The organism is Corynebacterium sp. p3-SID1056, from assembly GCF_025152525.1.
Classification (GTDB): Bacteria; Actinomycetota; Actinomycetes; order Mycobacteriales; family Mycobacteriaceae; genus Corynebacterium.
The window spans coordinates 14,223-27,503 of sequence record NZ_JALXXL010000011.1 but is presented as its reverse complement, the minus strand read 5'-3'; the positions used below and the strand labels follow the sequence as shown (position 1 = coordinate 27,503).

11 protein-coding genes are annotated in these 13,281 nt (G+C 63.1%); 2 read left to right on the top strand and 9 right to left on the bottom strand.

The genetic code is table 11. The features are described 5' to 3' along the window. The first annotated feature begins 17 nt into the window (after positions 1-17). On the top strand, positions 18-2,009 hold the full coding sequence (locus tag M3G14_RS09845) for an ATP-dependent DNA helicase (RefSeq protein WP_259926356.1): 1,992 nt from the start codon (positions 18-20) through the stop codon (positions 2,007-2,009). 5 nt (positions 2,010-2,014) lie between these two features. Here M3G14_RS09845 and M3G14_RS09840 read toward each other — a convergent pair whose 3' ends face one another. The 4 genes from M3G14_RS09840 to nrdF all read right to left on the bottom strand — a co-directional run bounded on the left by M3G14_RS09840 (position 2,015) and on the right by nrdF (position 7,210). After that, positions 2,015-2,734, bottom strand: a complete 720-nt coding sequence (locus M3G14_RS09840; RefSeq protein WP_259926355.1) for a peptidyl-tRNA hydrolase — start codon at positions 2,732-2,734, stop codon at positions 2,015-2,017. Then, a complete protein-coding gene (gene serB, locus M3G14_RS09835) occupies positions 2,731-3,990 on the bottom strand; it encodes a phosphoserine phosphatase SerB (protein ID WP_259926354.1) in 1,260 nt (419 codons plus the stop codon). Before serB ends, M3G14_RS09840 begins: the two co-directional genes overlap by 4 nt. Before the next feature lie 81 nt (positions 3,991-4,071). Continuing rightward, positions 4,072-5,823, bottom strand: a complete 1,752-nt coding sequence (gene ctaD, locus M3G14_RS09830) for a cytochrome c oxidase subunit I (protein ID WP_259926353.1) — start codon at positions 5,821-5,823, stop codon at positions 4,072-4,074. 397 nt (positions 5,824-6,220) lie between these two features. Then, positions 6,221-7,210, bottom strand: coding sequence for a class 1b ribonucleoside-diphosphate reductase subunit beta (gene nrdF / locus M3G14_RS09825; RefSeq protein ID WP_259926352.1), 990 nt, complete (start codon positions 7,208-7,210; stop codon positions 6,221-6,223). Positions 7,211-7,385: 175 nt separating this feature from the next. Between nrdF and M3G14_RS09820 the strand changes: the two genes are divergently transcribed. Further along, the gene (locus M3G14_RS09820) at positions 7,386-8,051 is read left to right on the top strand and encodes an FCD domain-containing protein (protein ID WP_311201366.1); all 666 of its coding nucleotides are present in this window, start codon (positions 7,386-7,388) and stop codon (positions 8,049-8,051) included. Between the two features lie 106 nt (positions 8,052-8,157). Here the strand turns inward: M3G14_RS09820 and nrdE are convergent, their stop codons facing one another. From nrdE to M3G14_RS09795, 5 genes are all read right to left on the bottom strand, one after another. Then, positions 8,158-10,341 (bottom strand): class 1b ribonucleoside-diphosphate reductase subunit alpha, encoded by a 2,184-nt coding sequence (nrdE, locus tag M3G14_RS09815; protein ID WP_259926350.1) that lies wholly within the window; start codon positions 10,339-10,341, stop codon positions 8,158-8,160. A gap of 48 nt (positions 10,342-10,389) precedes the next feature. Beyond that, entirely contained in the window at positions 10,390-10,917 is a 528-nt protein-coding gene (gene nrdI, locus M3G14_RS09810) for a class Ib ribonucleoside-diphosphate reductase assembly flavoprotein NrdI (protein ID WP_259926349.1), read from the bottom strand. 98 nt (positions 10,918-11,015) lie between these two features. Next, on the bottom strand, positions 11,016-11,249 hold the full coding sequence (gene nrdH, locus M3G14_RS09805; RefSeq protein ID WP_259926348.1) for a glutaredoxin-like protein NrdH: 234 nt from the start codon (positions 11,247-11,249) through the stop codon (positions 11,016-11,018). A gap of 362 nt (positions 11,250-11,611) precedes the next feature. Further along, the gene (gene ykgO / locus M3G14_RS09800) at positions 11,612-11,734 is read right to left on the bottom strand and encodes a type B 50S ribosomal protein L36 (protein ID WP_005511141.1); all 123 of its coding nucleotides are present in this window, start codon (positions 11,732-11,734) and stop codon (positions 11,612-11,614) included. A 119-nt stretch (positions 11,735-11,853) separates the two neighbouring features. Further along, positions 11,854-13,257: a sugar porter family MFS transporter gene (locus tag M3G14_RS09795; RefSeq protein ID WP_259926347.1), complete on the bottom strand. Its 1,404-nt coding sequence runs from the start codon at positions 13,255-13,257 to the stop codon at positions 11,854-11,856. Between the last annotated feature and the right edge of the window lie 24 nt (positions 13,258-13,281).

The window sequence follows — 13,281 nt, the reverse complement described above, 5'->3', positions numbered from 1 at the left end:
CGCTACACTTGCACGATGTGAGCGAACGCGACAAAGCACCCACCAGCACCAGCGGGGATGTCCCCTTAAGCCAGGCGACCACTGAGTTGCTGGATGCCGCGGTGGCAGCGCTTGGCGGCGCGCGCCGCGAGGGCCAGCACTGCATGGCGGAGTCAGTGGCAAAGGCACTGGATTCGCAGCGCCACCTCGCCGTCCAGGCCGGCACCGGCACGGGCAAGTCGCTCGCCTACCTCGTGCCCGCCGTGCGCTACGCGCAGGCCAACGGCACCACTGTGGTGGTCTCGACGGCCACGCTCGCGCTCCAGCGCCAGCTGGTGCAGCGCGACCTGCCACGGCTGGCGGATGCCCTGGAGCCGCACCTCGCGCAGCGCCCCACATTCGCGATTCAGAAAGGCCGCAACAACTACCTCTGCTTAAACAAGCTCGCCCAGGACGAGGGCGAGGAGTCGCTTATCGACGATGCCGAGCTGTCCTGGACCGGCCGCCACGTCAAACGCGTCGCCGAGTGGGCTCAGGACACTGAGACGGGTGACCGCGACGACTTAACCCCCGGCGTGCCCGACCTGGCCTGGCGGCAGGTGTCGGTGACCTCCAACGAGTGCCTCGGCGCCACGCGCTGCCCGCACGGCGAGGAATGTTTCGCCGAACTTGCCCGCGAAAAGACCCGCGACGTGGACATCGTGGTGACCAACCACGCCCTGCTGGCTATCGACGCACTGTCGGATACCAACGTGTTGCCCGAACACGACGCGGTGATCATCGACGAGGCGCACGAGCTGGATCAACGCATCACCTCGGTCGCCACCAACGAGATCTCCGCCCGCGCGCTGACGCTGGCGGCCCGCCGTGCCACCAAGATCGGCGGCGACGGCGAGGAACTCGAGAACGTCAAGGACGACCTTGCCGCAGTGCTGGATCTCGAGCAGCCCGGGCGCTGGGAGCACATCTCGGAGCCGGCCCGCGGCGCGTTCGCCGCGCTGCGCGACGCACTGTGGAAAACACGGCTGAGCATCGCGGATAGCCCCGAGGGTGAGTCAGAGCACAACCCGGAGAAGTTCGCCGAGCGCACAAACCTCAAAAACCACCTCGGGGACCTCCACGACGCGATCGTGCGCATCCTCGGCGTATTCGACGAAGAGGACCCAGCCAAACACACGGATGTGGTGTGGCTGACGCGCAGCGAGCGCTTCGGCGACTCCGTCGCGGTCGCGCCGCTGTCTGTCGCCGCACTCCTGCGGGAAAACCTCTTCGGCGAGCAAACGGTCGTGCTCACCTCCGCAACCCTGAACGTCGGTGGCAACTTCGACGCAATGGCGGCAGCCTGGGGCCTACCCGACGACTCCTGGGACAGCCTTGACGCCGGGACCCCGTTCGACCCGGCGAAGTCCGGCATCCTCTACACCGCACGCCACCTGCCGGCACCAGGCCGCGACGGATTACACAGCGACACCTTGGACGAGATTGCCACGCTGATCACCGCCGCGGGTGGGCGCACGCTCGGCCTGTTTTCTTCGCGCCGCGCCGCCGAACAGGCCGCCGAGGCGATGCGCACGCGCCTCCCCTTCGACATCTTCCTGCAAGGAGAGGACTCGACGGGCGCGCTGGTGACGGAATTCAGCAACGCGGAAAACTCCTGCCTCTTCGGCACGCTTTCGCTGTGGCAGGGCGTCGACGTCCCGGGCAGCTCGCTCTCGCTGGTCATCATCGACCGCATCCCTTTCCCCCGCCCCGACGACCCGCTCCTGCAAGCCCGCGCGAACGCCGCCGACGCCGCCGGCCGCTCCGGCTTCATGGAGGTCTCCGCCACCCACGCTGCACTGCTGATGGCGCAGGGCGTCGGCAGGCTGTTGCGCTCGGTGGACGACCGAGGGGTCGTCGCAGTGCTAGATAACCGCCTGGTCACGAAGCGCTACGGCGCGTTTCTCCGCCGTTCGCTGCCGCCGTTTTGGCAGACCGACAGGCTCGACGTGGTCACCGGCGCGCTCGAGCGCCTGGTCAGGCAAGGCTAAAGCGGTCACACTTCTGCGAATACGCCCGGCGGCAGCGTAAGCACCGTCGTGGAGCCCGGCGCCACCTCGGTAAACCCGGCATCGCGCACCGGCACCGCGCGCGGATCGGCGACCCGGGCGGCAAACTCGCCTGCGCTCACCTCGCGCACGTTCAGCGGGCAACCGGCAGCCACCCACTCGCGGACTTCTGCCTCAGGCTGCGCCGCCGCGTACAGCATGGAGGCGTGTCCCACCTGTGCCGCGGCCTTGCCTGCGGTCATCTCGAGCGAGGAGTCGATAAGGATTGTGGGGGCGGCGTCGTTGAGTGGCAGCGGATGTTCGTCGGCAGGCAAATCGGTGCCGCGAATCTGCAGTTTTGCCACCTCGTGGGGAACCTCTGAGACAGCGCATGGCACAAACGCGCGCACGCACCCGACGGTGATGCCGGGAAGCGCCTGGACGTCCTCCCATGCCTTGTTCCGCGCGCGCCGCGCCACCTTCCGGATCCTGCGCGAGTACCAAGCTTCGAGCCGCTCGCGCCAGAAGCCTTCGCGCGCCGCTCGCTCGTCGAGGCACACGAGCACCGCGGCCTGCGCCGCGCACACCAGCATCGCGTTTCGCGCAGGCGGTTGCTGTTTCGGCAGGTTGATCACCATCTGCATCGCCTGCACCGCTGCCGGGTCTTCAGGGTCGCCGGTGCCTTTGTGTATCGACGCCGCGAGCAACCCATGTGCCGATTCCCTCACAACGGGCGCCGGTCGTCGATGCCCGCCGCCTCGTCGGAGGAGTCGATCTCCTCCCGAGGAATGCCCAGAATGTAGAGCACCTCGTCCAAGAACGGGAAGTTCACCGAGGCATCCGCAATCTCTTTCAGCGCAGGCTTCGCGTTGAACGCAATCCCAAGACCGGCGCGCGAGAGCATATCGATGTCGTTGGCGCCGTCGCCCACGGCAACGGTCTGCGACATTGCGAGCCCGGAATCCTCCGCAAACTCGGCGAGGAAGTCGGCCTTCGCCCTGCGGTCGACCACCTTACCGATGACCCGGCCGGTGAGCTTGCCGTCTTCGATTTCCAGCGTATTCGCGCGAACGTAGTCAAGCTCAAGGTCCTCGGCCAGATCCTCGAGCACCTGGATGAACCCGCCTGAGACCACAGCCGTGCGGTAGCCCAGAGAGTTCAGCGTGCGGATCGTCGTCCGGGCGCCCGGAGTCAGTTCGATATCTGCGGCGACCTGCTGGATTACCGAGGCATCCAACCCGGCGAGCGCCTTGACACGCTCCCGCAGGGACTCCTCAAAGTCCAGCTCGCCGCGCATCGCTCGTGCCGTGACCTCGGCGACCTCATCCTCGCGGCCCGCGTGCGCGGCGAGCATCTCGATGACCTCGCCGGTAATGAGCGTGGAATCACAATCGAAGCACACCAGACGTTTCGCGCGCCGGTGGAGGCCAGCGTGCTCCATCGCGAGGTCGATGCCGAGCTCCGCGGACAGCTCGGCGAGCCGCTTGCGCAGTTCCTGCCCGTCGCCCGGGGTGTAATCGGGCATAGTGATCCGGAACTCCAGGCCGGTGACCGGATACTGGGTGATGCCACCGATGGCGTCGATGTTTGCGCCCACCTTCGCCATTTCGGCGCCGACCTTCGAGATCGCCTCGGCGTTGACCGGGTTGCCCAGCGCAACGAGCACGTGCGTGGAGCGGGGGCGGGAGACGCCGCGGGCAGCGGCATCCGTTTCAATGTTGACGCGCTGGCCGTACTCCCACAGTCCGGCGCGTAGCTCGCGTTCAATGTCGGTCAGCGCAAGCGGATCCATGCCGACGAGTGCCGCGAGCATCATGCGGCCGCGGAAGTCGGTCTGCGACACGTCGAGAAGCTGCACACCGTGGCGTGAGAGCACTGTGAAGAATTCGGCGGACACGCCGGGGCGGTCCGGGCCGGAGGTGGAAATGACTGCGGCCTTCAAACCGGGCTGCAGTTCTACTTCAAACGCTGGCTGATCAGTCACAAAAGGTGACCATAGCACAGCAAAACCCCTCACCAAGCGGTGAGGGGTCTTCTGTCAGGGGGTTCGCGCGTTACGCGACGACTACTTGGTCACCGCGGTGGAACCGGCGGTCTCGCCCTTCCACGTTGCCGGGCCCTCGGTGCTGTGACCGGTGTGGGCCTCGCGGCGCAGGGTCTCCACCATGTGCGGGTAGTGCAGCTCGAACGCCGGGCGCTCGGAGCGGATACGCGGCAGGGAGGTGAAGTTATGGCGCGGCGGCGGGCAGGAGGTTGCCCACTCGAGGGAGTTGCCGTAGCCCCACGGGTCGTCGACGGTGACGACCTCGCCGTAGCGCCAGGACTTGAACACGTTCCAGATGAACGGCAGCATACCGATACCCAGGATCAGGGCACCAACGGTGGAGACCTGGTTCAGGAAGGTGAAGCCGTCGGTGTCCAGGTAGTCGGCGTAGCGGCGCGGCATGCCCATGTTACCCAGCCAGTGCTGGACCAGGAAGGTCATGTTGAAGCCGATGAAGACCAGCCAGAAGGAGATCTTTGCCAGGCGCTCATCCAGCATACGGCCCGTCATCTTCGGGAACCAGAAGTGGACGCCAGCAATAGCGGAGAACACCACGGTGCCGAACAGGGTGTAGTGGAAGTGCGCCACCACGAAGTAGGAGTCGTGCAGGTGGAAGTCCAGCGGCGGGGATGCCAGCATGATGCCGGTCAGGCCACCGAAGAGGAAGGTGAACAGGAAGCCCATCGACCACAGCATCGGAGACTCGAAGGTGAGGTGACCGTTCCACATGGTGCCGACCCAGTTGAAGAACTTCACGCCGGTCGGCACGGCGATCAGGAAGGTCATGAAGGAGAAGAACGGGAGCAGGACTGCGCCGGTGGCGAACATGTGGTGTGCCCACACAGCCATGGACAGGCCAGCAATAGCCAGCGTTGCGAAGACCAGGCCGATGTAGCCGAAGATCGGCTTACGGGAGAAGACCGGGACGATCTCCGAGATGATGCCGAAGAACGGCAGGGCCAGGACGTAGACCTCCGGGTGGCCGAAGAACCAGAACAGGTGCTGCCAGAGGATGGAGCCACCGTTAGCGGTGTCGTAGATGTGTGCACCGAGCAGACGGTCGTACAGGACACCGAGTGCAGCTGCGAGCAACAGCGGGAAGATCATCAGGGCGATGATCGAGGTCACGAACACGGTCCAGGTAAATACCGGGAGACGGAACATGGTCATGCCCGGCGCGCGCATTGTCAGCACCGTGGTGAGCATGTTGATTGCCGAAGCAACGGTACCGACACCGGTTGCGCCGACGCCGACGATCCACAGGTTCGCGGAGACAGACGGCGTGTGCACCGCGTCAGCCAGCGGCATGTACATGGTCCAGCCGAAGTCTGCTGCACCACCTGGGGTGAGGAAGCCTGCCAGCATAGCGACAACGCCGACGCTGGTGAGCCAGAAACCAAACGCGTTCAGACGCGGGAAGGCCACATCCGGCGCACCGATCTGCAGCGGCAGGATATAGTTAGCGAAGCCCCACACAATCGGAGTACCGAATGCCAAAAGCATCACCGTGCCGTGCATGGTGAACAGCTGGTTGAACTGCTCGTTGGACAGGAACTGCATACCCGGGCTGAAAAGCTCCGCGCGGATAAGCAGCGCCATAAGTCCGCCGAGGAAGAACCACACGAAGGACATGATGATGTACATGATGCCCAGTTCTTTGTGGTCGGTCGTGGTTAACTGCAAGTAGATCTTGGAGCCACGACGTGCATTGCCCGTCGGCTCCGGACGTGTCGGCGGGACGTGATTGTCCAGCCTTGGCGCCACAGCGGTCATTCGATCCTCCTGACTACGGCTCGCCCATGTTTTTCAAGCGAGTCCTTTGCGATACCGGTTCATCATAGGTGATCGCCTTATGGAATTGCCAGCCCTTCCAGGCCGGCTACAGGTTTAACAATAGGCCCTTGCGTCTCGCGGCGCGAGTAGTTGGCGAATGCAGTACACAGCCAAATGGCAGGTGAGCCGCTAAGCGCCCCGTTTCGCCCACAACGCAAGCCGTTTTCCAGCTCAGACACAGTGGGCGAAGCCTTACGGGCCGGAATTGCGCACGGTTCACCCCGAAAGTGGTAAACCGGCGCGGACCAACGCCACGCTCACCCCGTTGGGGATCAAACTTTAGGCTGATCGCGTGTCGGGTAAAGCGCGGCGTCGATACGCATGCTTGAGAGGCGCTCTAGAAATCCCAGTCCTCGTCGGCAGTATCTTCTGCCTTGCCGATGACGTAGGACGAGCCCGAACCCGAGAAGAAGTCGTGGTTCTCGTCCGCATTCGGGGACAGGGAGGCGAGGATAGCCGGGGATACCTTCGTCTCATCGGCCGGGAACAGGCCCTCGTAGCCGAGGTTGTTCAGCGCCTTGTTGGCGTTGTAGCGCAGGAAGCGCTTGACATCCTCGGTCCAGCCCAGCGGGTCGTAGATGTCCTCGGTGTACTGCTGCTCGTTCTCGTAGAGGTCGTAGAGCAGGTCGAAGGCGTACTCCTTAAGCTCCTCCTGCCGCTCCGGCGACTCCTCGCGCACACCGACCTGGTACTTGTAGCCGATGTAGTAGCCGTGCACGGCTTCGTCTCGGATGATCAGGCGGATAATGTCTGCAGTATTGGTCAGCTTGGAGTGCACCGACCAGTTCAACGGCAGGTAGAAGCCCGAGTAGAAGAGGAAGGACTCCAGCATGACCGAGGCAATCTTCTTCTTCAGCGGATCGTCGCCCCGGTAGAAGGACTTAATAATCTTCGCCTTGCGCTGCACCTGCAGGTTCTCCTCGGTCCAGCGGAAGGCGTCGTTAATCTGCGGAGTGGACGCCAGCGTCATATAGATATTGCTGTATGACTTCGCGTGCACCGACTCCATGAAAGCGATGTTGGTGTAGACCGCCTCCTCGTGCAGCGTGCGCGCATCCGGGATCAGCGACACCGCCCCTACTGTGCCCTGGATCGTGTCCAAGAGCGTCAGGTTGGCAAATACTCGCATCGTTGCAAGCTGTTCCGCGTCGTTGAGCGTGTTCCAGCTCGGAATGTCATTCGACACGGGGATCTTTTCCGGCAGCCAGAAGTTACCGGTCAGGCGATCCCAAACCTCTTGGTCCTTCTCGTCCGGGATCTCGTTCCAGTTGATGGCCTTAATCGGATTGGGGTGGCTGTCAAGGTACTCCTGATATTCCTCACTCATGGCTCATATACTATCGAATTCAGCGTGTGTCGATTTATGATAGGCCTTTGTTTGGATTACGGCCGTACTGGTTTAAGATAATGGTAGTCCTATTTCCCGTTCTCCCACTATACGAGGTCGAAACACAATGGCGGCACCCCAATCACCTTCCACTGAGCCTCTGCTCACGTCAATTTTGGATACCCTTGGCGAGCAAATCATCTCCGGTGCGCTCGAACCCGGTTACACATTTACGCTCCAGGACCTTTCCACCCGCTTCGGCATCTCGCGCACCGTCGCGCGAGAAGTGATGCGCGCGCTCGAGCAGCTCGGACTGGTCTCTTCCTCCCGGCGCGTCGGTATTAAGGTGCTGCCCGCGGAGCACTGGTCGGTATTTAACCGCTCGGTGATCAACTGGCGCCTCTCCTGCGCCGAGCAACGCCCGGCGCAGATCACCTCGCTCAACGAGCTGCGTACCGCCGTCGAACCGGTCGCTGCCTCGCTTGCCGCGACGCACGCCACCCCGGCACAGGCGCAGCGCTTGCTGGAACTCGCCCACCTGCTGGTGGAGCTCTCCGGAGCGGGTGCCGGCAACACCCCCGAATTCCTCGATGCGGACAAGGAATTCCACACGCTCATCCTCCACGCCTCCGGCAACGAGATGTTCTCTACCCTGGCAGACCCGATCATGCACGTGCTCGAGGGCCGAACCCGCTACGGCATCATGCCGGACGAGCCTTCCCTGCCCGCGATGCGTATCCACATCGACCTGGCTCAGGCTATTGCCGACGGCGACGCGTCGGCCTCCGAACTCGCCTCCCGAAACCTGCTCACCGGTGTCAAGGAATTCTTGGCAATCTAGCGGATGTCGTAGCAGCGTGTAGGCTGCCGCAAATAGCCCCGCGCACCATATTCGTGCACTACTCGTGCACTCGGTGCGCGGGGCTCAACTGTCGGACTAGGACCGCTTAGAGCATGCAGGACACGCAGCCCTCAACCTCGGTACCTTCCAGCGCCATCTGGCGCAGGCGGATGTAGTACAGGGACTTGATGCCCTTGGTCCACGCGTAAATCTGGGCGCGGTTGAGGTCACGGGTGGTGACAGTGTCCTTGAAGAACATGGTCAGCGACAGCCCCTGGTCCACGTAGCGGGTGGCCACCGCGTAGGTGTCCACGATCGCCTTGTAGCCAATCTCGTAGGCGTCCTCGAAGTACTCCAGGTTCTCGTTATCCATGTGCGGCGCCGGGTAGTAGACGCGGCCGATCTTGCCTTCCTTGCGGATCTCAATCTTCGAGGCGATCGGGTGGATCGACGAGGTGGAGTTGTTGATGTAGGAAATCGAGCCGGTCGGCGGCACGGCCTGCAGGTAGCGGTTATAGATGCCGTCGCGGGCAACATCCTGCTTGAGCTGCTCCCACTCCTCGGCGGTCGGGGCAGCGATATCGGAGGCGTCGAAAAGCGCCTTGACCTTGTCAGTCTTCGGCTGGAACTCCGCCGGATCGTAGCGGTCGAAGAATTCGCCGGTGGCGTACTCGGACTTCTCAAAGTCGGCGAAGCGCTCCCCCTTCTCCACCGCAATTGCGTGCGAGGCGCGGATGGCCTGGTACATCACCGCGGCGAAGTATGCGTTGGTGAAGTCGAGGGCCTCCTCGGAGCCGTAGTGGATGTGTTCGCGGCCGAGGTAGCCGTGCAGGTTCATCTGCCCAAGGCCGATCGCGTGCGACGCGTCGTTGCCCTCACGCACGGATGGCACGGAGTGGATGGCGGTCTTATCAGCGACAGCGGTCAGGCCCCGGATGGCGGTTTCCACGGTGCGGGCGAAGTTGTCCGAGTCCATCGTCATCGCGATGTTCAGCGAACCAAGGTTGCAGGAAATGTCGTGGCCGACCTCGGCGTAGGTGAGGTCCTCGTTCAGCTCGGATGGCGAGTTGACCTGCAGGATCTCGGAGCAGAGGTTAGACATGTTGATCCGGCCCGTCTTGACCGGGTTGGCGCGGTTCGCGGTGTCCTCGAACATGATGTACGGGTAACCGGACTCGAACTGGATCTCCGCGAGGGTCTGGAAGAACTGGCGGGCGTTGATCTTGGACTTGCGGATGCGCGGATCCTCGACCATCTCCTCGTACTTCTCCGTCACGGAGATATCGGCGAAAGGCTTGCCGTAGACGCGCTCGACGTCGTACGGGCTGAACAGGTACATGTCGTCGTTGCGCTTGGCCAGCTCGAAGGTGATGTCCGGGATGACCACACCGAGCGAGAGCGTCTTGATGCGGATCTTCTCGTCCGCGTTCTCGCGCTTGGTGTCCAAGAACTTCATGATGTCCGGGTGGTGGGCGTTCAGGTACACCGCGCCTGCACCCTGGCGAGCACCGAGCTGGTTGGCATACGAGAAGGAGTCCTCCAGAAGCTTCATCACCGGAATCACACCGGAGGACTGGTTCTCGATGTGCTTAATCGGCGCGCCGGACTCGCGGATGTTCGAAAGCAGCAGTGCCACACCGCCGCCGCGCTTGGACAGCTGCAGCGAGGAGTTGATCGCGCGCCCGATGGATTCCATGTTGTCCTCGATGCGCAGCAGGAAGCAGGACACCAGCTCGCCACGCTGGGCCTTGCCAGCGTTGAGGAAGGTCGGGGTGGCGGGCTGGAAGCGACCGGTCATGATCTCATCCACCAGCGCGGAAGCGAGCTTCTCGTTGCCGTCGGCGAGGAAGAGCGCAGTCATTGCGACGCGATCCTCGAAGCGCTCGAGGTAGCGACGCCCGTCGAAGGTCTTCAGTGTGTAGGAGGTGTAGTACTTGTACGCGCCGAGGAAGGACTTAAAGCGGAACTTGAAACCGTAGGCGCGCTTGAAGGTGTCTTTGACAAACTCCCAGTCGTAGGCCTCGATGACCTCCGGCTCGTAGTACTTGTTGTCCACCAGGTACTTCATCTTCTCTTCCAGGTCGTGGAAGTAGACGGTGTTCTGGTTTACGTGCTGAAGGAAGAACTGGTTGGCGGCCTCGCGGTCCTTATCAAACTGGATCTTGCCGTCCTCGTCGTACAGATTCAGCAGCGCGTTGAGCGCGTGAAAATCCAGCTGGTCGGCGGCATTGACCGGCTCAGGGACGACTTTTCCGTGCAGTTCAGAGGTAGACACAGCGGGGCCTTTCATGTTCCAAGTATGTCGGTTGTCTAGGTTACAAGTTCGTGGTTTTCCGCGTCAGGCGGTCCTGTATTTGCCCTGGTATTTGGCTCGCAGGGCGGCCAGCCGGTCACTGTTGTCCGCCGGCAGCGGGGCGAGCGCCTCGCGCGCTTCCGCGCTCAGCGGGTTGAGACCGAGTGCGTGCGCGCCGTCGAGAAGCGAGGTGCGCACGCGCGCGACATCTTCGGCAGACCCCATCAACTCGACCCGGTAGAGGTAGGGCACGCCGCATTTCTCGGAGATGATGTCGCCGGCGACGCAGTAGTCCGGGCCGAAGTTGGAGTTCCCCGTGGCGATCACCCCGCGGATGAGCCCGCGGTTGTGCGGGTTGTTGAGGAAGTGGATCACCTGCTTCGGCACCGGGCGGGAGTAGGCATTGCTTATCGACGCCCCGCCCCCGTACGTCGGGCACACCAGCACATAGGGCTCGTCCACCTCGAGCGGGGCGTCGCCGCGGCGCAGCGGAATCCGTGCGCTGGGCAATCCCACCTTGTCAACGAAGCGCTTCGTGTTTTCGGTGGTGGAGGAAAAGTACACAACGAGCATGGATGCCTACTTCATTCATTCCTTCGGGCGGGTGCAGACAAAGTTGAAGCCGCCAACCACAGGAATTGACGGCTTTGGGCGGAAAAACGCGCGGCGCTTTACGCTGCGGAGTGGATGCCGCGGATGCGGTCCGGGCGGAAACCGGACCAGTGCTCCCCGTCGACCTCGACGATCGGGGCCTGCAGGTAGCCCAGTGCCATCACGTAGTCACGCGCCTCCTCGTCCACGGAGATGTCAACGAGGGAGTACTCCAGGCCAGCCTTATCGAGGGCCTTGGTGGTTGCCTTGCACTGCATGCAAGCGGGCTTCGTGTACACGGTGATAGAAGACATAACCTGTGGGCTCTTTCTGTAGCGTTTGCGGGAAGCTGACTGAAAAATATTGGGCACCGAGCCTTGCCGGCGCAACACCAACAAACACTATACCTTGGGGGGATTTCTGGCAACTGACACTACATGTAGTAGTTACAGGGGTGGTATTCCCAGGTTGGCACCTCCGGCTTACCTACATGTAGTTCGCTATAACCACTTCCATGTGATTTCTCGGTGAAAAATGGCTTACACGGGTGCTATTTAATTTCATCAAACGACAACTGCCCCGCCACCGCCGGAGCACATCCGGTCGGTGACGGGGCAGCAAAACGGCGCACGGTATCGCACGCACAAGGTGCGACGCCGTGCGCCGAGCGAGGGATCTAGCCCTGGCGAGCCTTGAAGCGCGGCTCCTTCTTGTTGATCACGTAGACCTTGCCGCGGCGACGCACGACCTGGGCGCCCGGCTTGTTCTTCAGCGACCGAAGCGACTTGCGGACCTTCATCGGGCGCTCCTTTCTTCTCGAAGTTGCATTGCTCTTACGACCTGCGGGCCAACCACCACACACTCACAGCGTGTTGTGCGAGTGTCGGGGCGTGCCGGGTCGCGACACGTCGAATAAGGTTACACGCTCTTTGCCTGGTTACCAAACCCGGGATCAAAGCGCTCGTGCATTTCATCCGCGACCTCATCCAGGCTTCGGCCCATCGTCTCCGGGACCTGGCGCCGCACGAAGACTGCGGCCACCACGCCAAAGACGGCGAAGAGCAGGAAGCTAAACGTCGCGGACGTGGCGTCGACAAGCGGGAGGAAGAACTGGGCCACAACCCAGTTCATGACCCACAGCGCCAGGCCAGCCAGGCCCATGCCGACGCCGCGCACCTGCGGGGGTACGAGCTCGGAAATAAGCAGCCACGTCGTCGGCGACACCGCCGCCTGCTGAGAGGCAATGAAGCCCGCCATGCACGCAAGCGCCACCAACGCCAAACCCGCGTTGTTCTCGGCTGCACGGTACATCACGGCCAACGCGACGAGGAAGACCACGTTGCCAATTAGGCCGATGAGCAACAGACGCGTGCGGCCGATCTTGTCCACCACCTGCAGGCCCACCCAGCAGGCCACCACAGACACCAGCCCGATGACGATCGAGGTGTACACGGCGTTCTCGGTGGACAGACCCACGGCGTTCATCATCGTCGGCGCGAAGTAGACGATCGCGTTGACGCCCGTGACCTGCTGGGTAATACCGAGCAGCGCGGCGACGATCACGGTCGAGCGCAGCCACTTCGTTTTCCGCAGCGTGCGCCACTCACCGCGAGAGGCGGCCTGGCGCGTGCGGGCGTCGTTAGCCAAAAGCTCCTCGAGCTCCGACGCGCTCATCCCGATCCGCGCCGCAGTGGCCTCTGCCTTCGCGCGCGCGCCGCGACGGGCCTGCCACAGCGGCGTCTCCGGCAGCAGGAACATGCCAATGGCCAGCGCCGCGCCCGGCACCGCGGCCAGGCCGAGCATCCACTCCCAGCTGCCCGTGCGCGCGAGCAGCGAGTTAACCAGGTAGGCAACCAGCTGACCCACGACAATCATCAGGGTGTTGAGCGACACGAGCTTGCCGCGAACCTTCGCCGGCGACATCTCCGCGATATACATGGGGGTAACAATGGACACCCCGCCGACGCCCACGCCGAGGAAGGTGCGCGCTGCCGCAAGTGCACCGATGCCGCCGGCGAGCGCGCACCAGATCGACCCAAGGATGAACAGCACGCCGCCGACAATCAGCGTGCGGCGCCTGCCCAACGCGTCGGCGATCGCCCCGCCGCCGAGCGCGCCGATCGCCGCGCCCACGAGCAGCATGGAGGTCACCAGGCCCTCCTGGCTGGGCGTCATGCCGAACTCAGGGGTGATGTAGAGCAGCGCACCACTCATCACACCGGTGTCATAACCAAATAACAGACCGCCAAGCGCGGCGGTCGCGGCAACAGTGCGCACGTAACGCTGCGTGTCGCCGGCACGGGAACGTGTGTTTTGAACCATGAACACTCATCTTGGTGGCCGCTA